This is a genomic window from Flavobacterium flavigenum (assembly GCF_027111255.2).
Lineage (GTDB): Bacteria > Bacteroidota > Bacteroidia > Flavobacteriales > Flavobacteriaceae > Flavobacterium > Flavobacterium flavigenum.
The window spans coordinates 2082183-2107421 of the sequence record NZ_CP114285.2; the positions used below are offsets into that span (position 1 = coordinate 2082183).

Below are 25239 nucleotides of genomic sequence, written 5' to 3' on the forward strand. Positions count from 1 at the left end.
TCTAAGTTAAGATTTTTTTATTATTATTTTAAAAAAACATTTAAAATTTATCGATTCCTTATTTAAATAATTCCACTTACTTTAAAAAACTATAATCATTATAAGAAAAGCGGGTCTCTGGAAAACCAAAAGACCCGCTTTTTAAAATTAAATTTAAAACTACTATTAGTTGGTAATCACTTTTACAGCTTTTTGACCATCTTCAGCTTTAATTAAAACAATCCAAACTCCGGTTTGAAATTCAAAATCGATATCCTGAGCTGTTTTGAATGTTTTTACTTTAGCTCCTGTAATCGTGTAAATTGCTACTGCAGTTTCTGACTTAACGTTTGAAATGGCAATACGGTTTTTATAAGCAAGAACGTTCACAGCAGAAGTTGGCGTATTATCCTTTACACCTAAATTATCATTAGAAATTAATTGTGGCAGGGGATCCCAGCCATCGCTTCCTTTTGTGAAATTTAGAGTTGTAATAGCAGTACCGTCTGTTAATGAAGCTGCAGCCAGTTTAGTTGACCACGCTACACGTCCTGATGCATTGTTTACACCAGAATTTTCAATTGTTCCATATTCGTACATTTTAGCTGACTGACCGCCTAAACTATCATTCCATCCCGCAGGTACTATCAATGACTGGTTTTCATTTCCTGGGAAATTTGACGTTTCAATAGTGGTGTTGTAAAAAACTACCTCACTTGTTGTAGCTTGCCATGGACGACCAAAATAACCTGGTTTTGAACGATACGCTGAAGCCGTTTCTGTACCCGGGATAGCAGTTGTCACTTTACACTCGTACATTAAGTACCCTCTGCCACTAGTTTGCTGCGGCGCTGTTATGTAAGCCTGATCTCCTGCAGTATCGCTTGTATTCATAGCTAAATCAGTTTTATAGAAAACTGCAGTCATTCCTCCAAAAATATAATCAACAGCTCCCATCATTACCCCTTTGTAAGCCACAAGCCTTGTTCCTGTTCCTCCATAGAAAGAATCCTGGCGACCTACTACCCTACATTTATTCAGGACTACTTTATCAATATTATTAGCTATTGCAATAGCAGCTGCTCTTTCTACAAAACTTCTGTTCTGAACAGCCGTATTTCCAATATCAGTAGGTCTTATACCTTTACTTCCTGAAGACCACATTACGACAACGTCTTCAGATTCTTTTTTAGAAATGTATTGGTTAAATGAGTTCTCAAAGATAATGTCATTCGCTTCGAAACCATTCGCTGTAACAACTACAGTAGCATTCCAGTAAGATCCGTTTGTTGTTCCTGAACCTTTGTTTTCATACGATAAATAACCGTTTTCTTTGTTCACTTTTAAAACATCTGCATGCCATTTCTGGTCAGATGACATACTGTAATAATTGTAACCATGACCATAATAAGATGTGATTCTTACCGCTCCTGCATCAATATCAACACCTTTATTCAATAGCTTAATGTTTGGAGTAGAAGCTGCATTTTTAAACGTTACATTTGCCTGATTAATTACCAGCATCTCTTCGTAATTACCCGGATCAATCATAACCGTAACACGATCTGTAGCTGTACGTGTCATTCTTGCAACATCTGCAAGCGCCGCATTAATAGTTTTGTATGGCTTATCTGAACCAACAGCCAGAACAGGTGCATAAGATATACTTCCTTGTGAAGCTGTAGACAGGAAGTCCAGTGTTTTAGAAGTTGCTGCATTTGCCACATTTAGATTAGAAGTTAAAGCCATCGCTACACTGCTGTCTAATCCGCTGTATGAAATACTATAAGTTCCATTACGTAATGTTATTCCCGAAACAGAGTTAAAGTTATATACATACCCGCTTTCATTTAAGTTAGTGAACGTTAACTTTAAGTTACTAATTTGGGTAGCGTTTAAACCTGTTGTATTGATAGTAATAGGATATGCCGCTTTTAATGTAAATGCAACATTCGCATTAGTATTACCGGTAATTGTAATTTTATTAGCCAGTACTTCATAATCATTTACACCTTGACCTGAAATTGTATATTCTGTATTTGGTTCTAAATTTACTGTATAAGAACCATCAACTGTATTAATAACCGGTGCTGGCACATAAATTTTATTAGCTGCTGCAGGAGCTGTATATTTTAATACTAAATTAGAAATTTTAGTTCCTAAACCTGTAATAGTACCGCTAACTGTGTATAATTGTACTTTTTCAATTACTACATTATGACTGGTAGTAGTCTTTAATACCTGCAATGAACTTCCATTATTAATCACATATCCATTAGCACCTGATAAACTTATATCATACGTATATCCGGCAGGCAATTTTACTGTGTAAGAACCAGAAGTAATGGTTGCCGGGAAAACTTTACCAACAGCATTTGTAAACTGGACATTATAGCCGTTAGGAATTCCGTTAGCCAAAGTTACATCTATAGTTCCGGTTAAGTTAACATAATCAGCATCTTTTCTATAGATTCTATAATAACTTGGTTTACCTTTTGTGTCAAAAATATGATAAGTACCTGATTTTTTAGCCACAAATTTAATTTCTGTTATAGCAGATGTAAATGCTACTTTATCTGTTTGTTCTGTCGCGTTACCAACATATTCAAAATTTAGAACTCCTCCACCATCACCATCTGTTTTGGTAATAACTGTTACCTCATCATCTGCACTTAAAGTCAGACTTAAATATCTCCCTACAGCTGCTGCTGCATTAACATATAATCTTCCCTGATAATCTGTTGTCCCTGAAGCATCTTCATCGAAACGGGTAAGGTTTGTATTAAGCGTTCTTAACCTGTCATTTGACCCTCCAACCCAGCTTAATACTCCAGCTGAAAAAGATGGCAATACATTATTATTACTACCAACAACAACAGAAGACAAATACCAGCTATTAATAGCTAACTGATTTAGTTTATTATTGTACAAAGTACCATCAAGTTGCGTAGCAGCAAAATCCCAAACATCCGTTTTACCATTTGAAGCAATAACTTGTGCAGCATTCTCAACACTCATTCCATGAATATAGATTTCTGCTGTAGGGTTTGCAGCGCTAATTAATTTTGCTGTAATAACTGCCTTAGGACCTGTGTAAGAAAAATTAAATGGCTGAGCATCTGTTAATCCATTATTTTGTGCTCTGATAGTTCCCAAGAGATTATTTGATGCATCTCTAAATTCTAAAAGGGCATCAGGAGATCCGTACATACATGCTATTACAGTAATAGTTGCATTGCCTGCTACCGCTATATCAAATGAATTACCTGCATAAAAAACACCTCCGTGAGCAGCATCATGATAACCAAATTTTACAGCATCAGTAGCCGTATTACTTTTTATGGTAACCATACCGTCATTGGTAACAAAAGTATTGTAACGCAAAGAAGTATAAGCTGTCTGAGGCATTTCAGAACCATTTGCAAAATTATACGTGTACGTTTTTCCAAATTCCGGTGCAGGAACAATACTATTGTCTTTAATAGTAATTGAATATGTTTTTGGATCAGTTGCGCTATTGGCATAAGTAACTGTCATTACATCGCCGCTAACGCTTACTGAAGCAATATCTCCTGTTACAGCTGGTGTAAAAGTAGATAATGCGCTACCATTCAAATTAATTCGTACTGATGCTTTATCACTCGTAGCACTGATTACAGTACCAGCACTAACACCAACAGTAGCATTAGTTGCAGCATCAATTCCAGATTTAAGATTAATAGTCGTTCCGTTTACAACAATAGTACCTGTTTTTTGTACATAAGAACTTAATGAAACAGGATAAGGTACTGGAGAAACCTCAATGTATGGCAAATAATTAGTTGCCCCTACACTTTCAAGTGTAACTGTACCAGCAGTTCCTACGTATAAAATATTAACATAAGTTGGGGCCCCATTACTAAAAGTTGTTCCAGTATTATTATTAACCGTCGTTATATCAAAAGCACCAGTTGCACTTGTAGCTTTTATAGTACCGCCTGAATACTGATCAGTCGCTACTCTAATGTAACTATTTCCTGCAACCTTAAGGGTAATTTTGTTTCCCGCTTTAAACGCAATACCGTGTTGGGCTCCGTTTAAACTATAAGCATTACAACAACCAGCCTCGATTTTAAACAATCCTAGTTCGTAATTATTTCCCGGATAAGCAGATGGAATAATACTCTGGTCTCTTAAATCAAACAAATACGCTATGTTTTTTTCAGCCGAAGTAAAGTTTTTACCGAGCTGGGCAGGTATTACTTCAATCTTAGGAAGATAAATATCATTTCCTGTACCCGCAACAGCTTTAAAGTTTAAAACGGCGGCAAGCCCTGAGTAAACAAACTCATAAGTGTCAACTTTATCATTGACTACCTCAGTGTTCATCGTTCCAAGATTTACACCGGTAGAAGAAGTACCGGTAAGTTTTAGACCGGAATATTTGGATCCCAAGAATCGAATAGTACAACTTCCAGTAACAGAAATATTAATTTCCTGGCTCAATTTTAAATCCAATCCATAGCCACTTGGGCTATTGTTGTGCCAGGTATAGGCACCTCCTAAAGTCAGTTTCCCATCGGTACTTTGCTTCGCAGCAATAATGGTACCGTCGGTAAAATCATAGGTAACTGCATTCGTAATCTGACCCCGTACAACGGAACCAAACAGAATCAATACCAGAAAAAAGAGATAGTTTTTCTTCATAGTTTAATAGTTAATAGTTAAGGTTTAGTTTAAAAAAAAAGTTTATTTAATATTTAGAATTCAAAAGCCCCTAAATCAGGCAAAGTTCCATTAAAAGGCAGTCCAACATTGATCCCTTTATTGATCATATCACTATCTGCTTTTAGATGAAAGAAAGTAACATCCGGCAAACTGCCATCTGCTTTTCTTGCTCCTAGTAATTGAGCATAATCAATACTTGTAAAATCATCTGCCGTAACCGTTATTCCGTTTTGCCAGCTGTTATTGGTGATGTCGGCAACAGTAGCAAGTGTAGTTCCGTAAGCACCTAAAACATTACTGTTTTTAAGAATCAGTTTTGCTAAAGGGTTTGTATTGCTAAAAGAATAATTTCTGCCATTATCATAAGCAGAACAGTTGTAAATGGTCACTTCTCCCCTGTTGCTATTATGATCAAAGCCATCAGCGACATTTCCTGCAGCTATACAATTCGTGTACGTAGCGTTATGTTTTAATAACTTATCATCACTTCCTCCCGTTTTGAAACCGTTTCCGTCTCCGGCTCCTTTACTTCCATCTTTTAGATAACCATTTTTAACCGCCCAGCAATTTTGGTAAGTTGTAGAAATATTATCTGTTCCTCTTAGATAACCATCCCATCCATCGTCCAGATTTTGCCATGCACGACATCCTATAAATTTATTACCTGTTCCTGCATTTAATTTACATGCAAATCCATCGGCATTTTCAAGAGTTGCATCGGCATTAAAATAAGAATCACAATTTAGTATTGTATTGTTTGCTGCACCATTATCCAATTGTAATCCTGAATCTGAACATTCTGAGAAAGTCATGAATTCAATTATATTATTACTCCCTGTAATCTGCATTCCATTATCTCCGGCATTGTAAATATCAATTCCTTTAATGTGCCAATAATTAGCATTTAAAACAATTCCCTGATTAGAAGAACTTTCAGACATAGCCGAAAAATCGAATTTTGGCCTTGCTGTTCCATCTTTCGCTTTAAGCGTAATTATTTTATCTGAAGTACCGGAAGTTGCTATCGTAATTTTTGAAGTCATTGCATAAGTACCTCCATTTAAAACAATCGTTTCACCTGCCTTGACCTTGCTAAGAGCTGTGTTTAATTCAGTCACTGTTGAAACCTCATAATCAGCTGTAGGAATAGTTGAAAAGCTGGTAATAGTAATTACTTTGACAGCAGCAACAGCACTTTTATCTTTTGCTGTAGCTGTTACAGTAATACTCCCGTTTTTCTTTGCCGTAATTAAACCTGTGGAAGAAATATCTGCTACTGTTGGGTCAGAAACTTTCCATGTTACTGCTTTATCTGTTGCATTATCCGGCGTTATTTTTGCTGTTAATTGTCCACTTGTAGCCGAAGTTATATCTGTTCCCAGTATTTCGATTTGCTGTACCAATACAGTCGAAACTCCGTTAGTATCATCATCTTTTTGGCATGAAATCAAAGCGAAAAATACCAGAAGCCTAAAAATTGTTTTCATATTAATTTATTAAAATTAATCTCATTAAAAAAACCTCCATTTACTAAAAAAGACATGCATCAATATAAATTTCAGCATGTCTCTTTATAATTACATAATGATTTACTATTTAATCCAACGTGGATCTCCAACTTTATTATCAATCAATGTTTGATTGCTTATTGTGAAATTTCCTGCTGCTACATTAGCAAAGCCAGGATCAAGAGTAGTACCTGAAGCATCTACTTTATTACTTGCAATAGTCGTATCTTTAAAATTTGGTGAATTAAAATAATTATTATTACTAAAAACAGGCAATGTTGTACCTACTTGATTAGAGGAATAAATAGCTGCTGTATTTGAAAACAATGTGTTTTTAACCGTACATACATTACTAGCAAAACGTACGTACATAAATCTGTTGGCAACTGTCATTCCCGGAGCATTAATAGTACATGATTCTACTAAAACATTTGATGTCAAACCCGTAATAGTAGTAACTGCATCCATACGAATAAAATCTCTGGTAACAGAACAGTTATTAAAAGTACTGTTTTTAAGTACAACACTTGCAACATAGGCTGTCCTAACGTTGATAAACTCAACACCATTATTTGTACTTACATTCGTAACGGTACAATTTTCAGCAGTAAATGAAGCTATTTTAGACCCACCTGCACTACCAGCATTTAATATTGCACGAGTAAAATCATGTATTTCACATCCACTAATTAATATATCACCAAAATTAGAAGCAGTAGAAGAAGCAACTGTTACAACACTTGCATTTTCAAGTCCTGTACCATCTAAAATTAAATTTACAAGGGAGATATTATTTGTCCCGGCATTCGCTGTTATTTTATAATGTAAAACTGGTTTCTGCAGTCCTGGCACACCACTAATGGTGATACTTTTATTTAATGTAATATCAGTACTTGGGGTTGTTCCATCAGCCCCTACCGACTTGTATTCGCCAGGCTCTAAAAATAATTTAGCACCAGAATCTGCATTAGCAATAGCTACTAATAAATCATCACCTTTTCTAACTAAAATACCATCACCAATATCAATACCTGTAGTAAATGTTATAGCTCCACGTTTCTTAGTACCATTAAACAAATCCGCCTGATAATTTATCTCCGGACTTAATCCTGTGATTGTTGCAATACCAGCTACTTTTTCTTCAGCAGTAATAGTATGAGTAATATCTCCAGGAGTAAGAACAATTTTTGTTACATTACTATTAGCTACCCATCTTAAAATAGCAGTTTTAGCAGCTATATCTGTATCCTGAACAGGTAAGAAAAGTTGTTCTGATAAAGTATTTGCAGTAGTAACTGTCCATTTAGATTCCTCCAAATTTCCTTCACTAACAGCTTTAACCCTAATCGAATAAAGGGTTTCACCTTCTAAAGCTACAGTAACTGGTAATTGAGCAGAAGTAACTTCAACTGTTTTAAAAATAGTTGTAAAGTTTGGATCATCTGCACTAAATTCTATTACATAATGATCGGCTTGTGCATTTGCAGTCCAATTCAACTCAACAGATGTTTGGTTTCTAACTTTTGCAGTTACACCTACTGGTGAAAATACCCTTGTATTTCCAACTCCGTCTAATACAGCATCGTTGTAACTATCACAACTTACCGCAAGGCCTACCACTAATAAAGCGGCAACCAGACTTTTAATTATATATTTTCTTTTCATAATTATATATCTTATGATTTTTATTTTTCTAATTAGCTTTAATTACTACCTCCGTATCCATAATCGTTCCATAACATATTATTACTAGTCTCGATAAACACTTGCCAAATTGGCCAAAACTGTCTAAGATCCGGATCAACTCCTGCTTTATAAAGAGAAGCAATTTTAGTATCTTCTAATTTAGTCCACGTTGCAGAAGTGTAATCAGCTCCTGGACTTGCATTTTCACCACGGTTCAAACCATATATAATTAGTGAAACATTGTCAGCTGCATATTTATAGTACAAAGTAGACGGCACATTCGCATATTGTCCTGTACGCGCTTTTAAATCGGTCATTTTAGCTTTTGCCTCATCCAATTTCACCTTAAGCAGATTCCAACGAATCAATGCTTGTTTACGTTCCATTTCTCCGGTAAACTCATATTTATTTTCTTCAACAATAGCATTAAACATAGCTGTTTTATCTGTCAAAGCGTTTACATAAGCATCCACTTTTACAGCTTGTGCAGCAGCAGGGAAAGCTCTTCTTCTGATTTCTTTCAAATATGTTGCAGCGGCAGCAGGACCCTCTAATTCGTTGGCAGCTTCAGCAGCAATTAAAAGTACTTCAGCATAACGCATGTATATTTTATTAACACCGTCATCATTGGTAGAAATAACCCTACGTTTCATCCACTCATAACGATATTTACCAAAATACCATGTATCCAGAGTATTCAACTCTTGTTTAGCAATATTATTTACTGCTGCTCCATATTTATAAGGAACACAAGTCACATCTCTACGAGTATCAGCCTGATCATAATCATAAAATACGAAAGGCAATGGACCAGCAACACCTCCACGATTTGGTCCGTTAGCCTGAAATTGGTCACTAGCAGAAGTATGACGAACAGCAAAAGTAAACAACATTCTACCTCGACCATCAGCAAAAGGAATTTCCCAAAGAGATTCTCCTCCAGCAGTAACTACTTCCTCATTGTATTTTCTCCATAATCCTTCAAAAGTTGTCTCCAATTTTGCTGAACCATTTGCAATGACCTCACGACATTCTTTTAATGCCAATGCATACATTTTATCAACTGAAAGATCCGGATCTGTACTTCTTCTAACACCACCAAAACTACCCGGATATTGCTGATAACCGCTGGCTGCCATTGCTAAACGGGCTCTAAATGCCTTTACAAAAGCTTTATTTACGTGTTCTACAGTACTTGTATAAGCTGTTTCATTAGGCCATGCCACCAATGTTGATGCCTCACCCAAATCTGCAATTAATTGTTTATAAATTTCATCTCTATTTACTTTAGCTAAATACAAAGTTTCCGGAGTAATAGGCTCAAAACGGTAAGGAACATCCCCCCATGTTTTTACTAAATCGGCATAGTAAATAGCTCTTAAGGTTAAAGCCTCTCCTAACAATTGTCCAAGTTCTGTCCCAGGCAAAGGGTTTCCGTATTTACGCAAACCTCTGATACAAATATTAGCACGTTCTATACCCTGAAACATCATTGCATACGCATTATTAGTTGTATTCATCTCCGAATTATTCCATTTAGCATCATAAACACACAAATCAGCTTTATCACCAGCAGTTTGAGAAGTATTATGCCACTCAACATCTGTGTTTAATCCGTAATATGGTAAAAAACGTCCTCTGTATGAATTAGTTTCGCCAAACGGAACTTTTATTCCATCGATAGCTCCCTTAGCAAGTCCTGCATTAGAAAAAAGCAAAGCTTCATCTGTTGTTGATGGCGCCTCTGCATCTAAATAATCATCTTCAAATTGGTCACAAGAACTGAATAGTCCCGAAACAATCAATCCTGCTATTATTATTATTTTATATTTCATTTTGTACTATTTTAAAATTAGAAATTAAGATTCAGCCCAAAAACCATTTGTCTGCTTCTTGGATAAGGGCTAGAATCAACACCAGGTGTCATTGGGTTTTTTCTTTTTGTCGAAACTTCCGGATCAGAGCCTGAGTATTTTGTCCACACAAAAACATTACTTGCAGTCAAATAAAATCTCAATTTAGAAACTCCAATTTTAGATATTAAAGATTCTGGAGTTGTGTATCCTAATGTTAATGTATTCAATCTTAAAAATGATGCATCTTCAACTGCCCAGTCAGTAAATAAAACCCTAGTCATATAAGGTGACCACATTGTTGTATTAGCATTCAAAGCTGTTAAAGCATCTGGATCAGTTACCAATTGACCTGAAACAGGATCTAAATTTGTCCATCTGTTACCATCAGACATAACAGTACTTAAGTTTTTATATTGTCCTGTTGAACCCTGTACTGATGAACTATATTCAATTTTATCAGCATTATATACTTCATTACCGATACTCCAGTTAAAAGCTGCCATTAAATCAAATCCATAAGCATTACCATTGATAACAAAACCACCAGTACTTTTAGGATTAACATTGCCAATAACTGTTCGGTCTTCTGCAGTCACAAGACCATCCCCTGTAAGATCTTTCAATTTCATATCCCCTGGCTTAACAGTGTCACCAGTTCCAACAAGCTTACCACCATTAGCTATTCCAGCTTTTAAGACATATTTCCCTCCAATATAATCAAAGTCCGAAACTTCATATCTGCCATCACTTTTATATCCATACATAGCCCCTAATGAACCACCTTTCTCTAACAAATAATCACTTGTTATTTGCGAAGTCCAGCCTGAATTTTGTACAAACCCACTATCCATTTGGCCCAATGAGTTAATAGTGTTTTTATTAACTCCCATATTGAATGAAAAACTCAATCCATATTTAGCTCTTTCGATAGCAACAACATTTAAAGTCGCCTCAATACCTTCATTCTGAGTCTCTCCCATATTACGGTACTGAGAATCATATCCGGTACCCGGAGTTAAATAATTGATTAACAAGTCGCTTGTGATATTTCTGTAAACATCTACATTACCATTTAAGCGGTTTTTGAAAAAACCAAAATCCAATCCAAGGTTTTGCGTAATAGTAGTTTCCCATTTCAAATCAGGATTCGCCATTATTTTTGAAGTCGAAGTTATACTTGTAACACCATTAATCCATGCTGCTCCAGTAGTACCTGAACTTTCATACGTTTGAACTTGCTGACCTACAGGAATATTATTATTACCTGCTTCACCATAACTTGCTCTGACTTTAAGAAGATCCATCCAGGAAACATCTTTTAGGAAACTTTCTTCTGAGATTTTCCATGCCGCTGCTGCTGCTGGAAAATATCCCCAACGGTTTTGTGGCATAAATTTACTTGATCCATCTGCACGAAACGTACCAGTTAACAAATAACGCCCTTTATAATCATAATTTACACTTCCAAAAAATGATAATAATTTATCATCTGGACTATAGTAATTATTTACAGATTGAGGAACTCCCAATGATGTTAAAGTTTTTGCCTTATTAAAATCAAAAAATACCGGAAGACCATGAATAGTATTTGTAACTGCATTAGATGTATACGTAATACTCTCTTGTCCTAAAAGAGCTGTCAAGTGATGATCCTCTCCTAATATTTTTTTGAAATCATAAGCCAAAGTATTGGCATTTCTAAAACGTTTATCTTTAGTATCGGTCATAATTAAGGCCGGCATACCCTGATATATAGCTAATGGTGAATTATCTATATAATAAGTACTAAGTCCATAGAAACGATAATCCTGATTATTGAAATTATCCAACCCTAGGTCAACTTTCAATTTTAAATTATCTATCAGTTCCCATCCAAAACTTCCTAACATGTTAAAGTTTTTACGTAACTGTGTACGATCATTATCATAAACAGCCGCAAATGGATTTACCAATACATCGCCTTCATTTGTATCATCAGTAGACGAAGTCAACCCAGATACAGAAATTGGAGAATAACCAACGATTGTACGCAAACGAGAATCTGTTGAAGATTTTTCATTTTGCTCATTAGCTCCCCCTCCATTAATCTCAGTATCAGAATAACGCATAGTAAAAGAAAGATCTATCTTATCATTTACTTTACTTTTTAATGCTAAAGACAAGTTATTTCTTCTATAATTGGAACCAATCATAATTGCTTTTTCATCAAAGCGAGTATAATTAAAGTTATAATTTATCTTATCACTTCCTCCCCTAACGCTTAAATCATAATTTTGTACCTCGCCTCTACGTCCAAAAATCTGTTTTTGCCAGTTATTCCCTTTTAAATTTTTGTACATATCCTGATCCTGCCAGTTACCAAAATACTTTGTATATGAAGTAGGATTAGTTAAAATCGTTTTATCACTTTGATCTAACAAAGCAAATTCATATTGCCATTTAGTATAATCATCCGGAGATAAAACATCAATTTCATTAGCCATTGTTTTCAAACCATAAAACGAATTGAAATTGACAGCAATTTTTCCGTCTTTACCACTTTTGGTTGTTATTAAAATTACCCCATTTGCACCACGAGAACCATAAATTGCAGTAGAAGAAGCATCTTTTAAAACCGTCATCGATTCAATATTTGATGATGCAATATCATTCATACTATTTACAGGAAATCCGTCAACTATAATTAATGGCTGATTACTCTGCGTAAGAGAACCTCCCCCACGAACTCTAATTTGTATATCCGCATCAGGAGAGCCTTCTGATGATACTACCTGTACACCAGCAATTCTACCTGTTAAAGCTTCTGCAACGTTTGCTACCGGCACTTTTTTCAAGTCATTACCTGAAATACTAGCAACAGCCCCAGTTAAATCCGTTTTCTTAACAGAGCTATATCCGACTACAACAACTTCGTTTAGTGAATTTGCTTCTTCCGCTAAAACAATATTAATCGTTTTTTTACCGGCCACTGCAACTGCCTGAGTTGTAAAGCCTATAAATGAAAATTCAAGAACCGCCTTTGAATTCGATAATTTAATTTTGTATTTACCATCAAAATCTGTTGAAACTCCATTTTTTGCACCTTTTTCTGATACATTTACACCCGGTAATGTTAAACCTGATGCATCTTTTACAACACCTTCAACTGTTAAGTCCTGTGCACTTGCCTTGTTAGTGGTAAGTAAACACAATAATAAAGCAAATGCCAGATAGCAATTCGCTCTTTTATTAAATAACTTTTTAAAATTCATAGTTTACTGTTTAGTTAAGTTTAATATTAATTGTTTATTAAGTTCATTCATCGTTTATGAATCACATTTATCACCAAAAAATTTAGAAGCATATTTATTTATAACACTATTTTTTTAATCCTTCTAAAACTATTGAAAATAAAGAAATTCATTATTTTTTTATTATAAAGAAATTAACATGTAATCGATTGCACAAACATAAAAATTTTTTTTCTATTAAAAATTATATTTCCTAAAAAAATCTTAAAAATAATTATTTATAGAAAAATTATCTATTTTAAAATATGAAATTCATAATTTTTTCCAGAAGAAACCTTTAAAGAAAGTTTTATTATTTTCTATTAGAAGTATTTATTAAAAAAAATTCAATCGATTTCAATTTGTGTGAATTTTTAGCAATTTAAGTTAAAAATAGTATTATAAATAGTTTTCTGACAACTTGTTGAATATTATTTAATATTTACCGAATGATTAATTTTCTTTATTAATTTCATTAAAATTTAATCCTTTTTTTATGCTTTTTATTAAAGCAAAAGTTATAATCATTCCAGTAATTGCCATGCAAACACCCACAAGATTTGGTGATGCATAACTGTAACCAGCTTCTAAAGGCAGACCACCTAAAAAAGCCCCTAAAGCATTCCCAATGTTAAAACTTGCCTGAAGTGCTGCTGAAGCTATCATTTCAGCATCTTTTGCGGTCCTAATCATTAACATCTGAATTGGCGCTATCACAGAAAAAGAAATGGCGCCCGTTAAAAACGTAAAAATTAATGACAGATATTGATTGTAAGAGAAAAAGTAAACCATAAGTAAATCAGCGACCATTAGACACAACAAAGCCATCACGGTTGGTGCCGGCGAATATTTATCAGCTAATTTACCTCCTGCAAAATTTCCAATAACCATTCCTAAGCCTGCTAAAATCAATATATAAGACACATCTTCGGGTAAAAACCCGGAAATATTAATTAATAAAGGAGCAATATAACTTATCCATGCAAACAGGCCTCCAAAACCAATTGCTGTGATTCCAATAATTAACCATGCTTCTGTTTTTTTAAAAAACTTCAATTGAGTCTTCATATTCACATCTCCATTTTTTTCTAAAGCAGGCATCCACAGAGAAATAAACAAAAAAGTCAGCAATCCCGTTATGGCAATTAATACAAAGGTATATCGCCATATAAAATGATGACCTATATAAGTACCAATTGGCACACCAATTAAATTAGCGAGTGTTAGTCCTGCAAACATAATCGAAATAGCCTGAGCTTCTTTCCCTTTATCTGCCAAACGGCTCGCGACTACCGCCCCAACCCCGAAAAAAGCACCATGTGGTAATCCGGAAAGAAATCTGGAAGCAAATAAAAAATTATAATTGGGCGCAATAATTGAAAGCGCATTAAAAAGTGTTAACATTAAAGCTAAAATTAAAAGCATTTTTTTGGAAGGAAAATTGCGCCCTAAGATGACTAATAAAGGCGCACCAATAACAACTCCAAGTGCGTAAGCCGAAATTAAGTACCCGGCAACCGGAATTGAAACCCTCATATCTGAAGCAATGTCAGGAAGTAATCCCATCATTACAAATTCTGTAATTCCAATAGTTAAACCTCCTAAAGAGAGCGCAATAAGACTTTTTTTCATTTTGATATATTATGTGATCACGAAAAGATTTTTCCTCGCAAAATTACCACCATATAACGTAAAACAAATTGTAAATTTGTGATATAAAACTGTATATTCAAGATATGTGTAAATTAAAATCAGTTTAAATGACTTTCTTAACAACAGATTATAAAAAACTTCAATCTTATTCAAACGAGAAACATGAAATTATATATCAAAAACATGGTTTGCGGCAGATGTAAAATGGTTGTAAAAGCGGAATTTGAAAAACTCGGACTTCAGACTGTTTCAGTTGAACTTGGTGAAGTTGAACTTCAGAATACGATTACCGAAAATCAAAAAAAAGAGCTTTTAAATCATTTACGCACGTTAGGCTTTGATTTAATTGATGATAAAAAAAGTAAAACAATCGAGAAAATCAAAACACTAATTATTGATCTTGTCCACCATAAAAACAGCGAACTAAAAACAAACTTATCGGATTATCTTTCAGAAAATCTTAATCAGGATTATAATGCACTGAGTAATCTTTTCTCTGAAGTTGAAAACACCACAATTGAGAAATATTTCATCAGTCAAAAAATAGAAAAGGTAAAAGAGCTGATTATCTACAATGAACTTTCTTTAAGTGAAATAGCTGATATTTTAAATTATAGTAATGTGGCGCATTTAAGCAATCAGTTTAAGAAAGTGACCGGCTTTACCCCTACCTATTTTAAACAGCTGAAAGACAGGAAACGTATTCAGATCGAGAATTTGTAAATTTTGCAAATCATTTCCAAAATTTTACAATTATAAGTGTGTTTTTGTTCGGAAGTTTGTTTTTTAATCCTAAGCCAAATATTATGACACATACTTATCAAATTACCGGAATGACTTGCAGCAGCTGTGAGGAAAAGGTTAAAAAAGCATTAGAAGCCGAAGATAACGTTACAAATGCTATTGTTTCAAAAGATAAAGATACCGCAACTGTATCCATGACAAAACATATTCCATTAACTAATCTGCAAAATGCTCTAGATAGTAAATATCAAATTTCAGAAATTAATCATTATGAAATTGCTGAAGATACAAGGACCTGGCTTGAAACATACAAACCCATTTTATTGATTTTCTTTTATATTAGTCTGGTTACAGTTTTGATACAGTTTACATTTCATGATTTTGATATAATGCAGGCTATGCAGCACTTTATGGCAGGGTTCTTTATTGTCTTCTCATTTTTTAAATTGCTTAACCTAAAAGGCTTTGCAGAAAGTTATAAGATGTATGATGTTTTGGCAAAAAGAATTCCGGTCTGGGGATATGTTTATGCTTTTTTAGAACTTGGATTAGGAATTGCTTATCTGGTGAACTTTAGTCCGATATTTACAAATACAATTACATTTATTGTTATGAGTGTTAGTATTATTGGTGTTTTACAATCGGTTTTGAATAAAAAAAGTATTCAGTGTGCCTGTTTGGGAGCTGTTTTTAATTTACCTATGAGTACTGTAACGATTATAGAAGATGGTTTGATGATAGTAATGAGTTTGGCAATGCTTATTTCGCTGCTATAATTTAACTAAATCTTGAGAATCATCCAACTAAATCTTATTATATTTGACCGAATACCGATCAGCAACAATAATTAAACTATAAAAAAATGAAAAAACTATTTACCGTATTAGCGATCGCCTTGTTTACAATTAGTCTTCAGGCACAGGAAACCAAACCAGCAAAAGAAAAAGCAAAAAAAGAATCTTGCTGCAAAAAGACTGCAACAGAAAAAAAATCCTGTTGTGTAAAAAAATAATAGAAATTGTATTTCAACAAAAAAGACCTAATTAAGGTCTTTTTTGTATTTAGGCTTATTTATAAAATCATTTCAAACGAACGCTCCACTCAAAATCCATTTCAGAAACCTGAACACCTTCTTCATTTGTCCCTATGGATTTCATCCAGAACGTCTGCCCTTCTCCGGTTTTGATTGTTTTCCTGATAGCATCTGCAATTAAATGACCGTCATTGCAAACAAATGTAATTCTGCCAGTGGCTTTTTTGGTGAAGTTTCCTTTATTGTTGGCAACCAGCATTGAAATTTTCCTTCCGCTTTCCTGAATTTGTGAGATTACCAAAGCACCGGTTGTTAATTCTGCTGCCATTGCCTGAACTGCAAAATACATAGAGTTAAAAGGATTTTGATTGATCCATCTGTGTTTTACTGTTACCGTACAGCTGTTTTGATCAATAGCTTTAACACGTACCCCGCAAAAGTAAGCCGAAGGTAATTTGAACAACACAAATTTATTGAACTTAGAAACTGAAACTGCCATGAGATGTTTTTTCATGTAAAAATACGAAAAAACTATGCATGCACAATAAATTACTTAAAATTCGACATAAACCCAACAAAATCAGTACTTAAAACAAATTTAAATCAATAAAAACTTAAAACCCAAAACATGCTTTTGTTAAAATTTTGTTAATATATGGTACTATGCAAAACAAGATACTGTCTTTTAGATATATATTTGCATAAGAAATTACTATATACTTTTAATCATGGAAACATCAACACCACTCATCATGGAAAAAACACCAGAAAAGAACACAGCAGCATTTACTCATTTGAGTACTTTAAGTCAGTACATTATTCCGTTTGGGAATTATATTTTTCCGCTTATCATCTGGACGAGCTATAAAGATAAATCTGAATTTACAGACCACCACGGAAAACAGGCTTTGAATTTTCAGTTAAGCTTATTGCTGTACACTTTGGTTTTAGCACTTATTGCAATCCCGATTTTTATAACTGTGGTTTTACAAAATCTTCCAATCGAAGCGATTATTAACGATGAAGATTTTGTTATTAGAAATTTTAATTTTGAAGGAAATATTGGTCTTTTAAGTGTTGGTGCAACAGCCGTTTTACTTTTTGGGGTTTTGAAGTTTGTTGAATTCTTTTTAGTGATTTATGCTTCGATAAAAGCTTCGAACGGAGAATTATACAAATATCCGCTAACAATTCCTTTTATAAAGTAATCTGCTAACCATTAAAAGTTATAGATAACCCAAGAGCCCTAGCCCTGACAGAAGCGACATCCTTTTGCTGGCTCCTTTAGCCAGAAAAAGATACAGCGGATGGCAGGAAACATCTCCTGAAAAAAATCAATCATCAATCAACCAAATCATCATCAATCAAAAAACGAATTGTTCAATCAAAAAAAAATGAAATGAAATTATGAACATTGAAAACACAAAAGCACAGATGCGCAAAGGTGTTCTTGAGTTTTGCATCTTATCTGTATTAAAAGAAAAAGACGCATATACATCTGAAATATTAGACACTTTAAAAAACGCAAAATTATTAGTTGTTGAGGGAACTGTTTATCCTTTACTAACCAGACTAAAAAACGACGGTTTACTGAATTATCGCTGGGAAGAATCGACCTCAGGGCCACCAAGAAAATATTATGGTTTAACCGAAATAGGGCAAACATTTTTAAATGAATTAAGCGGAACCTGGACAGAATTATCAGATGCCGTAAAACTAATCACCAATCAAAATCAATAAGTCATGAACAAAACAGTAAATATTAACTTAGGCGGTATGTTTTTTCACATCGATGAAGATGCATATTTAAAATTGACACGCTATTTTGACGCTATAAAAAGATCATTGAACAACTCATCCGGACAAGATGAAATTATTAAGGACATTGAAATGCGTGTTTCTGAACTTTTAACAGAAAAACAGAAGAGCGAAAAACATGTTGTTGGCTTAAAAGATGTTGACGAGGTGATTGCGGTAATGGGACAGCCTGAAGATTACAGACTTGAAGACGAAGGAAGTACTAATCATTCTTTTAATTATGACAACAGAAAACACAAAAAATTATACCGTGATAAAGAAAAAGGTATGATTGGCGGTGTTGCTACAGGTTTAGGACACTATTTTGGAGTTGATGCTGTATGGATTAAAATCGTGTTCTTAATATTTGTTTTTGCAGGTTTCGGAACCGGAATTTTAGCTTATTTCGTATTATGGGTTGTAACTCCTGAGGCGGTTACAACTTCAGAAAAACTGGAAATGACAGGAGAACCGGTAACAATTTCTAACATCGAAAAGAAAGTTCGTGAAGAGATTGACTCATTGTCTGATAAATTTAAAAATGCAGATTATGACAAAATGGGAAATCAGGTAAAGTCTGGAGCTGAGAGAATAAGTAGTTCATTTGGAGACTTTGTTATGACGGTTTTTAAAATCTTCGCAAAATTTTTAGGGGTCATTCTTATTATGTCCGGAGTTACTGTCTTAATACTATTACTAATTGGAGTCTTCACTTTAGGGACAAATGTTTTTCTTGATTTCCCTTGGGAAAACTTTATTGAAGCCGGAAATTTTACTGATTATCCAATCTGGTCATTCGGTTTATTAATGTTCTTTGCCGTTGGAATTCCGTTTTTCTTTTTGACGCTTTTGGGTTTCAAATTGTTGTCCCCAAATACAAAAACTATCGGAAATATTGCAAAATATACTCTGTTAGCGATTTGGATTATTGCTGTTGCCATTGCAATCAGTATCGGAATCAAACAGGCTACTGAAATATCATACGATAATAAAACAGTAGAGAAAAAAGCAATCAACATTACTCCTAATGACACACTATATGTAAAGTTTAGATATAATGATTACTATGCCAAAGACTTAGATCATCATAAAGAGTTTGAGTTTGTACAGGATTCTGCCAATAATGCTTTAATTTACTCAAATGATGTTCGTTTACACGTATTGCATACCGACCAGGCTGCGCCTTATTTACAAATAGAAAAAAGCGCCAGAGGAAACTCGTTTACAAGTGCTAAAAAAAGAGCAGAAAAAATCAATTATAATATTGATATTAAAGGAAATTACTTAATTTTGGATAATTATTTTCTTACAGACGTAAAAAATAAATTCAGAGGTCAGGAAGTAGATGTTTTTTTATATTTGCCAGAAGGACAGTTATTTAAGCCAGATTCTTCTATACAGGATTATGATGACTCTGAAAATGATTTTTTCAATTTACACTTTAGCGGTAACTATAACTATAAAGTAGAAGGTTCTAAAATAAAATGTCTGAACTGTCCAGCTGATGAGGATGAAGACAATGATTTTGAAGAAGATACTATAGCAAATGATACTGTAAAAGAAGTTTCGATTAAAATTAACGGGGAAGAAGTTTTAAATGCAAAAAAAGGCAAAGGGAAATTAACCACTGATAAAAACGGAGTTATTATCAAAATTAACTAAGAAAACCATGATAAAAATAATCATTCATATTACGAAATTCATTATTGCCACTATCACTGCATTATTGTTTGCCTCATGTAATTTTAATATAAACTCAATTGAAGGCAGCGGAAATGTTACTACCGAAAAAAGAATTGTTCAGGGCGATTTTAAAAATGTATCTGTCAGCAATGCGATAGATTTAGTAATTGAACAATCTGATGCTACAGAAATTATCGTTGAAGCAGACGATAATATCCAAAAAGAGATTACAACTAAAGTTGAAAACGGAACTTTGATCATTTCATGCAAATTCAGTTCGTTTAACAATGTAACCAAAAAAGTTACTGTAAAAATGCCGGTTATTGACAAAATCGAAGCTTCGAGCGCCTCATCTGTACACAGCAAAAATGTACTTCAGGGAGAAAATATACGTCTGGATGCATCAAGTGCTTCTACAATAGATGTTAATATTGAATCTGACAATATCTCTTTTGAATCCGGAAGTGGCAGTACCATAAATGTACAAGGAAAAGCATTAAAAATTAAAACATCAGCTTCTAGCGGCTCCAGCATTAATGCAGAGAAATTATTTGCAAACGAAGTTGAAGCAGAAGCGTCAAGCGGAGCCAGCATAAATGTGCATCCTATTTTACGATTAAAAGCAGATGCATCAAGCGGATCAAGCATTAATTATGATTCATCTCCTAAAACAATAGAAAAATCTGAAAATTCAGGAGGAAGCATCAGTCAGGGATAAACACTATTGAAGTGTTAAATATAAAAGAAATCATTCATCAAAAGTGGATGATTTTTTTATATTTGTCAAAATCAAAATTTAGAATTAATGAAAAAAAATACAGTCTTGTTCTTACTACTATTAGTTACAACTTTAACTTTTGCCCAAAAGAGAGAAAAAATAAAAGGTTCTAAAATTGTTACCACATCTATAAAAGAAGTTGGTGATTTTGATGCTCTTGAAGTAGATGATAATATTGAAGTGTATCTGGAGAGAGGCGAAAAAAACGAAATAAAAATCGAAGCCGATGATAATTTACACGACATTATTGGAATGGATTTAAGAGAAAAAACACTTCGTTTGTATACTTCAAAAGAGTCTACAATTTTTAAAAAATTATCAGTAAGGATTACTTATACAAAATCATTATCAAAAGTAATTACTAAAAATGACGCTATAGTCTATGCTATTCAGGAACTTCAGTTAGATGATATTGCATTTAACAGTTTTGATTATTCTAAATTATTTCTGAATGTCAATGCGAAGAAATTCAGTTTAGTTTCCGATGATAAATCAAAATCGGAAATAAATTTAAAAGCAGATGAAGCGGCTTTACAATTAAGCAAAAGCTCCTCAATAAAATCTTTAGTTTCTGCAATTAAATTCAAATGCGATTTATACCAGAAAGCAAACGCTGTAATTGAAGGTGTAGCTGAAAAAGGAAGTGTTCGTATAGATAATAATTCCGTTTTTACCGGAACAAAGTTTAACATAAAAGAAGCCAGTTTTACTGCCGAAAATAATGCAACAGGAACCGTAATGGCAGAAATTTCGATTTCACTTGCCATTGGAGACAAAGCTGAAGTTTCGCTTTTAGGAAAACCAAAAATAGAACTTACTCGTTTTAGTGAAGAAGCCAAATTGATTAAGAAGATTAAATAAAGATTTCAGGTTTCACAAATAAAAAAATCCATTCCTAAACGCGAATGGATTTTTTTATTTGTGAATTCCAGATTAAGCTCCAACAACTTGAAACTTTAAACAAAGAAAACCTAAAACCAAACTTTTATTCTTTAGCAGCCAAATAACGTTCAGCATCAAGTGCAGCCATACATCCAGTACCCGCAGCTGTAATCGCCTGACGATATACATGGTCTGCAGCATCACCTGCTACAAAAACACCCTCAACATTTGTTTTAGATGTTCCCGGAACATTAATAATGTAACCAGTTTCGTCAAGTGTGATATAATCTTTAAATATATCTGTATTTGGTTTGTGACCAATAGCTACGAAAAATCCTGTAGCAGGAATTTCAATAACTTCTGCAGTAGTTTTATTTAAAGCTTTAATAGCATGTACTACATTTCCGTCACCTAAAACTTCTACGGTATCATGATTCATTAAAATCTCAATATTTTCAGTTTTACGAACACGCTCCTCCATAATTTTAGAAGCCCTGAATTTTTCGCTTCTTACCAGCATTGTCACTTTTTTACAAAGTTTTGACAAATAATGCGCTTCTTCACAGGCAGAATCACCTGCTCCTACAATCACCACTTCCTGATTACGGTAGAAGAACCCATCACAAACCGCACAGGCAGAAACTCCCCCACCCATATTCAGATAATGCTGCTCTGATGGGAGTCCCAGATATTTAGCTGAAGCACCGGTTGAAATAATCACGGTTTCACAGTGCAATTCTATCTTATCGTTAATCCAAACTTTATGAATATCTCCTGAAAAATCAACCTTTGTAGCCCATCCGTCACGTATATCCGCCCCAAAACGTTTTGCCTGTTCCTGTAACTGAATCATCATTTCCGGTCCTGTAACCCCATCAACATAACCCGGAAAATTTTCAACTTCATTAGTCGTTGTCAACTGACCTCCTGGCTGCATTCCCTGATATAAAACCGGGTTCATATTTGCTCTGGCAGCATAAATAGCAGCAGTATAGCCTGCCGGACCAGAACCAATAATAAGGCATTTAATTTTTTCGATTGTATCTGACATAATATTATGGTTGTATTAATAATTATGTTGCAAAAATAAGTTTTTATTGTTGGAAAAAAGAATACGATTAATCAGTTTTTATTATTCTAAAATAGAGAGCTGTAAATCTGTTATATAAAACACATTGGATAAAATTAAGGAGAAGATTAACTGAGACAAGATTACAGCATTATCCTGAAAAGCAATTAACTTTTTAAATTTTCAATGATTATCTTCTGATATAACAGGCAATTGGTAGATTAACCTCTGTATAATTGTCAGCCATATACTTGAAAACAGCATCGTGAAAGTTATCACAGAAAGCGTAATCTGATGTATATAGCTATCAACAAGCCCAAGGGAAGCAGCGAGAGTTACCAGTACGAAGCTGAATTCTCCAATTTGTGAAAGAAGCCCTCCTCCATAAAGACTGTCTCGCAAATTATTTCCGGTAACCTTAAAAAGTATGGTATTAATAAAACTGTTAATCACTAAAACAGTGATTGCAATCAGGATAATTATACCCACATTGTTACTGACAAAGTTGATGTCAAGCTGCAATCCAATAGCAAGAAAAAAGAAAGCCATAAAGAAAACCCTGAAAGGAATTAATGCTTTTCCAAGCCATCGTGTTGCTTTATCCTGACCAATTATGATTCCGCCTGCAAATGCCCCAAATGCTGGAGAAAGCCCAAACCATGAACTAAACCAGGCCATTCCAAAACAGATGCAAAAACCAATAAAAACTTGCAGATCATGATCGGCAATTATTTCTCTCCGCATAGGAATCTGAAAAAGCTTTTTCCTAATTGCAGCTCTCAGGAATAGTAGTATTAGTACTCCACCTATACATACTTTTACAAGCTCGAAAACAGTTATGTTAGTGCCCGAGATAAAATTCAGGGATAAAATCATAGGAATAACCAATATATCTTGTACTAAAAGTACTCCACAAGTTATAATCCCCAACTGACTTTTAATTTCTCCGGTCCTTTCCAAATATTGAAAAACTATTGCAGAACTGCTCAGACTTATTACAAACGACAGTAGTACTATTGTATTCAATGTCCATTCAGCCTTCCCTCCTATTAAATATATACATATAAAACTTAATACAATCTGGACTAAAGCAATAAGAAAGGGTTCGTAAAAGTTTTGGCTAAAGTGGCGTAAATCTATATCAGCACCTATGGAAAACATCAAAAGTACAATTCCTATTTCTCCCAGATCTGCCACTACTTCAGGAGCGTGAATTATATTTAAAACATTAGGACCTAGAAGTACACCAGATACTATATAAGCAATAAAATAAGGCTGTTTAAAACGGCGCAGTAACAGAATTAGGAATAAAACCACACAGGAAAGCACAGCTATTCCTGAGAATAATTGTGAGGACATAACATAAGATGATTTATAAAAAACAATAAAAGCCGCCCTAAAAAAGGGCAGCTTTGCACAAGGGTAAAAAAACGAAATTAAGCAATTTCGATCATTCTTGGAGGTCTTTGCTTAGCCTCTTCTTTTTTTGGAATAGATAAATGGAGAAGTCCATTTTCATAACGGGCACTGATTTTGTCCTCGTCTACCACGTTTTTAGGAAGTTCAAAACTTCTCTGGAATGACTGGTAGCTGAATTCCCTACGAGTAAAATTCTCCTGTTCTGTAGTGTGTTGATTTTGTTTCTCTGATGAAATAGTCAACAGGTTACCGTCAAGTGTTACTTTGAAGTCATTTTTGTCCAGACCAGGGGCAGCTACTTCTACTTCATAATTATCTGAAGTTTCTTTGATGTTTACTGATGGCAGCGTAGTGCTTGTAGTTGAAAAATTGTTGCTTTCCCAATTGAAAAGCTCACGGCCAAAAACGTCATCAAAAAACGTACGTGGCAAACCATTAAGCTGGTTTCCGTTTCTCTTGATAAGATTCATAACATTTTACTTTTAAATTGTTTGACAATATTTTTTTGAACATACACTGATTAGCAGTGCATCAGGTCTAAAAACCAAAATTATGCCAATCAAAAAAAATGACATTTTTTCAGTTTCAACTATCTAAGCCAATTTTATTTATAGTAAATTATTATAAAATTCTGATGCGATTTTTCAAAATTTTATTCGGATATTTAAAATATTTATAAAAAATAGTTATCAGTATGAATTTAAAATACTGACAATTTTGCAATCTCCATCTGAAAAACTGTCAACTTTTAAGAAAACATATTAACTTAAAGTGTAAATGGATTCAATTTTTGGAATTTAAAATTATGTATTGAGATTATAATACATTAAATAATCAGTTCTAAACTTAATGAAGATGATTGCAATTAATATCAATACGTTTTTACAAGAAAAAGAAAATCCCCTTAAATCATACGATTCAAGGGGATTTTGATAACACTGTAAGTTTAGTGTCGGGGTGGCAGGATTCGAACCTGCGGCCTCCTGCTCCCAAAGCAGGCGCGATAACCGGGCTACGCTACACCCCGTAAGCGGGTGCAAATATATAACTATTTTTGGCTTATCCAAAACAATTTTAGAAATAAGAAAAAATTAAATTAAAATTCACAAAAGTCACCTTAATATATTAACCGGCTAAATCGGAAATCAGAACCTTTTTTACTAAACAACAATTTAC

At 34.0% G+C, this 25239-nt stretch carries 18 protein-coding genes and 1 tRNA gene; 8 read left to right on the forward strand and 11 right to left on the reverse strand.

What is annotated here, in order from left to right:
* Positions 1 to 165: 165 nt before the first annotated feature.
* From OZP09_RS08300 to OZP09_RS08325, 6 genes are all read right to left on the reverse strand, one after another.
* Complete coding sequence (locus tag OZP09_RS08300) at positions 166 to 4665, reverse strand: pectinesterase family protein (RefSeq protein WP_281310594.1); 4500 nt, start codon at positions 4663 to 4665, stop codon at positions 166 to 168.
* Between the two features lie 53 nt (positions 4666 to 4718).
* Positions 4719 to 6173 (reverse strand): right-handed parallel beta-helix repeat-containing protein, encoded by a 1455-nt coding sequence (locus OZP09_RS08305; RefSeq protein WP_269237372.1) that lies wholly within the window; start codon positions 6171 to 6173, stop codon positions 4719 to 4721.
* A gap of 105 nt (positions 6174 to 6278) precedes the next feature.
* Positions 6279 to 7859 carry a DUF5123 domain-containing protein gene (locus OZP09_RS08310; protein WP_269237373.1) on the reverse strand — a complete coding sequence of 527 codons (1581 nt, stop codon included), beginning with the start codon at positions 7857 to 7859 and terminating at the stop codon, positions 6279 to 6281.
* 38 nt (positions 7860 to 7897) lie between these two features.
* A complete protein-coding gene (locus OZP09_RS08315; protein WP_281310595.1) occupies positions 7898 to 9715 on the reverse strand; it encodes a RagB/SusD family nutrient uptake outer membrane protein in 1818 nt (605 codons plus the stop codon).
* A 17-nt stretch (positions 9716 to 9732) separates the two neighbouring features.
* Positions 9733 to 12987 carry a SusC/RagA family TonB-linked outer membrane protein gene (locus OZP09_RS08320; RefSeq protein WP_269237376.1) on the reverse strand — a complete coding sequence of 1085 codons (3255 nt, stop codon included), beginning with the start codon at positions 12985 to 12987 and terminating at the stop codon, positions 9733 to 9735.
* 471 nt (positions 12988 to 13458) lie between these two features.
* The gene (locus OZP09_RS08325; RefSeq protein WP_281310596.1) at positions 13459 to 14637 is read right to left on the reverse strand and encodes an MFS transporter; all 1179 of its coding nucleotides are present in this window, start codon (positions 14635 to 14637) and stop codon (positions 13459 to 13461) included.
* Between the two features lie 183 nt (positions 14638 to 14820).
* Here OZP09_RS08325 and OZP09_RS08330 point away from each other — a divergent pair, with 183 nt between their 5' ends.
* The 3 genes from OZP09_RS08330 (at position 14821) to OZP09_RS08340 (ending at position 16414) form a co-directional block, all read left to right on the forward strand.
* The gene (locus tag OZP09_RS08330) at positions 14821 to 15381 is read left to right on the forward strand and encodes a helix-turn-helix domain-containing protein (RefSeq protein WP_281310597.1); all 561 of its coding nucleotides are present in this window, start codon (positions 14821 to 14823) and stop codon (positions 15379 to 15381) included.
* Between the two features lie 83 nt (positions 15382 to 15464).
* Positions 15465 to 16178 carry a heavy-metal-associated domain-containing protein gene (locus OZP09_RS08335; protein ID WP_281310598.1) on the forward strand — a complete coding sequence of 238 codons (714 nt, stop codon included), beginning with the start codon at positions 15465 to 15467 and terminating at the stop codon, positions 16176 to 16178.
* Positions 16179 to 16264: 86 nt separating this feature from the next.
* Positions 16265 to 16414 (forward strand): hypothetical protein, encoded by a 150-nt coding sequence (locus tag OZP09_RS08340; protein WP_223679732.1) that lies wholly within the window; start codon positions 16265 to 16267, stop codon positions 16412 to 16414.
* A 67-nt stretch (positions 16415 to 16481) separates the two neighbouring features.
* Here OZP09_RS08340 and OZP09_RS08345 read toward each other — a convergent pair whose 3' ends face one another.
* Positions 16482 to 16934: a DUF4442 domain-containing protein gene (locus tag OZP09_RS08345; protein ID WP_269237379.1), complete on the reverse strand. Its 453-nt coding sequence runs from the start codon at positions 16932 to 16934 to the stop codon at positions 16482 to 16484.
* Between the two features lie 253 nt (positions 16935 to 17187).
* Between OZP09_RS08345 and OZP09_RS08350 the strand changes: the two genes are divergently transcribed.
* The 5 genes from OZP09_RS08350 (at position 17188) to OZP09_RS08370 (ending at position 21554) form a co-directional block, all read left to right on the forward strand.
* The gene (locus tag OZP09_RS08350; protein WP_269237380.1) at positions 17188 to 17643 is read left to right on the forward strand and encodes a DUF4870 domain-containing protein; all 456 of its coding nucleotides are present in this window, start codon (positions 17188 to 17190) and stop codon (positions 17641 to 17643) included.
* Between the two features lie 199 nt (positions 17644 to 17842).
* The gene (locus OZP09_RS08355; protein ID WP_017498072.1) at positions 17843 to 18175 is read left to right on the forward strand and encodes a PadR family transcriptional regulator; all 333 of its coding nucleotides are present in this window, start codon (positions 17843 to 17845) and stop codon (positions 18173 to 18175) included.
* Positions 18176 to 18178: 3 nt separating this feature from the next.
* A complete protein-coding gene (locus tag OZP09_RS08360) occupies positions 18179 to 19894 on the forward strand; it encodes a PspC domain-containing protein (protein WP_281310599.1) in 1716 nt (571 codons plus the stop codon).
* 7 nt (positions 19895 to 19901) lie between these two features.
* Positions 19902 to 20633: a head GIN domain-containing protein gene (locus tag OZP09_RS08365; protein ID WP_269237381.1), complete on the forward strand. Its 732-nt coding sequence runs from the start codon at positions 19902 to 19904 to the stop codon at positions 20631 to 20633.
* Positions 20634 to 20720: 87 nt separating this feature from the next.
* Positions 20721 to 21554: a GIN domain-containing protein gene (locus tag OZP09_RS08370; RefSeq protein ID WP_281310600.1), complete on the forward strand. Its 834-nt coding sequence runs from the start codon at positions 20721 to 20723 to the stop codon at positions 21552 to 21554.
* Positions 21555 to 21678: 124 nt separating this feature from the next.
* Here the strand turns inward: OZP09_RS08370 and trxB are convergent, their stop codons facing one another.
* The 4 genes from trxB to OZP09_RS08390 all read right to left on the reverse strand — a co-directional run bounded on the left by trxB (position 21679) and on the right by OZP09_RS08390 (position 25090).
* Positions 21679 to 22626, reverse strand: a complete 948-nt coding sequence (gene trxB, locus OZP09_RS08375; protein ID WP_025571964.1) for a thioredoxin-disulfide reductase — start codon at positions 22624 to 22626, stop codon at positions 21679 to 21681.
* Between the two features lie 201 nt (positions 22627 to 22827).
* Positions 22828 to 24003: a cation:proton antiporter gene (locus tag OZP09_RS08380; protein WP_269237384.1), complete on the reverse strand. Its 1176-nt coding sequence runs from the start codon at positions 24001 to 24003 to the stop codon at positions 22828 to 22830.
* Between the two features lie 77 nt (positions 24004 to 24080).
* Positions 24081 to 24533 carry an Hsp20/alpha crystallin family protein gene (locus OZP09_RS08385; RefSeq protein ID WP_281310601.1) on the reverse strand — a complete coding sequence of 151 codons (453 nt, stop codon included), beginning with the start codon at positions 24531 to 24533 and terminating at the stop codon, positions 24081 to 24083.
* 482 nt (positions 24534 to 25015) lie between these two features.
* Positions 25016 to 25090, reverse strand: a tRNA-Pro gene (locus tag OZP09_RS08390).
* Between the last annotated feature and the right edge of the window lie 149 nt (positions 25091 to 25239).

Bases quoted from the DNA above. Each gene is read 5' to 3' on its own strand.
- OZP09_RS08330 (WP_281310597.1), top strand. From the start codon at position 14,821: ATGAAATTATATATCAAAAACATGGTTTGCGGCAGATGTAAAATGGTT.
- OZP09_RS08310 (WP_269237373.1), bottom strand. From the start codon at position 7,859: ATGAAAAGAAAATATATAATTAAAAGTCTGGTTGCCGCTTTATTAGTG.
- OZP09_RS08370 (WP_281310600.1), top strand. From the start codon at position 20,721: ATGAAAAAAAATACAGTCTTGTTCTTACTACTATTAGTTACAACTTTA.
- OZP09_RS08345 (WP_269237379.1), bottom strand. From the start codon at position 16,934: ATGGCAGTTTCAGTTTCTAAGTTCAATAAATTTGTGTTGTTCAAATTA.
- OZP09_RS08350 (WP_269237380.1), top strand. From the start codon at position 17,188: ATGGAAAAAACACCAGAAAAGAACACAGCAGCATTTACTCATTTGAGT.
- OZP09_RS08315 (WP_281310595.1), bottom strand. From the start codon at position 9,715: ATGAAATATAAAATAATAATAATAGCAGGATTGATTGTTTCGGGACTA.
- OZP09_RS08320 (WP_269237376.1), bottom strand. From the start codon at position 12,987: ATGAATTTTAAAAAGTTATTTAATAAAAGAGCGAATTGCTATCTGGCA.
- OZP09_RS08360 (WP_281310599.1), top strand. From the start codon at position 18,179: ATGAACAAAACAGTAAATATTAACTTAGGCGGTATGTTTTTTCACATC.
- OZP09_RS08385 (WP_281310601.1), bottom strand. From the start codon at position 24,533: ATGAATCTTATCAAGAGAAACGGAAACCAGCTTAATGGTTTGCCACGT.
- OZP09_RS08305 (WP_269237372.1), bottom strand. From the start codon at position 6,173: ATGAAAACAATTTTTAGGCTTCTGGTATTTTTCGCTTTGATTTCATGC.
- OZP09_RS08365 (WP_269237381.1), top strand. From the start codon at position 19,902: ATGATAAAAATAATCATTCATATTACGAAATTCATTATTGCCACTATC.
- OZP09_RS08340 (WP_223679732.1), top strand. From the start codon at position 16,265: ATGAAAAAACTATTTACCGTATTAGCGATCGCCTTGTTTACAATTAGT.
- OZP09_RS08300 (WP_281310594.1), bottom strand. From the start codon at position 4,665: ATGAAGAAAAACTATCTCTTTTTTCTGGTATTGATTCTGTTTGGTTCC.
- trxB (WP_025571964.1), bottom strand. From the start codon at position 22,626: ATGTCAGATACAATCGAAAAAATTAAATGCCTTATTATTGGTTCTGGT.
- OZP09_RS08325 (WP_281310596.1), bottom strand. From the start codon at position 14,637: ATGAAAAAAAGTCTTATTGCGCTCTCTTTAGGAGGTTTAACTATTGGA.
- OZP09_RS08335 (WP_281310598.1), top strand. From the start codon at position 15,465: ATGACACATACTTATCAAATTACCGGAATGACTTGCAGCAGCTGTGAG.
- OZP09_RS08380 (WP_269237384.1), bottom strand. From the start codon at position 24,003: ATGTCCTCACAATTATTCTCAGGAATAGCTGTGCTTTCCTGTGTGGTT.
- OZP09_RS08355 (WP_017498072.1), top strand. From the start codon at position 17,843: ATGAACATTGAAAACACAAAAGCACAGATGCGCAAAGGTGTTCTTGAG.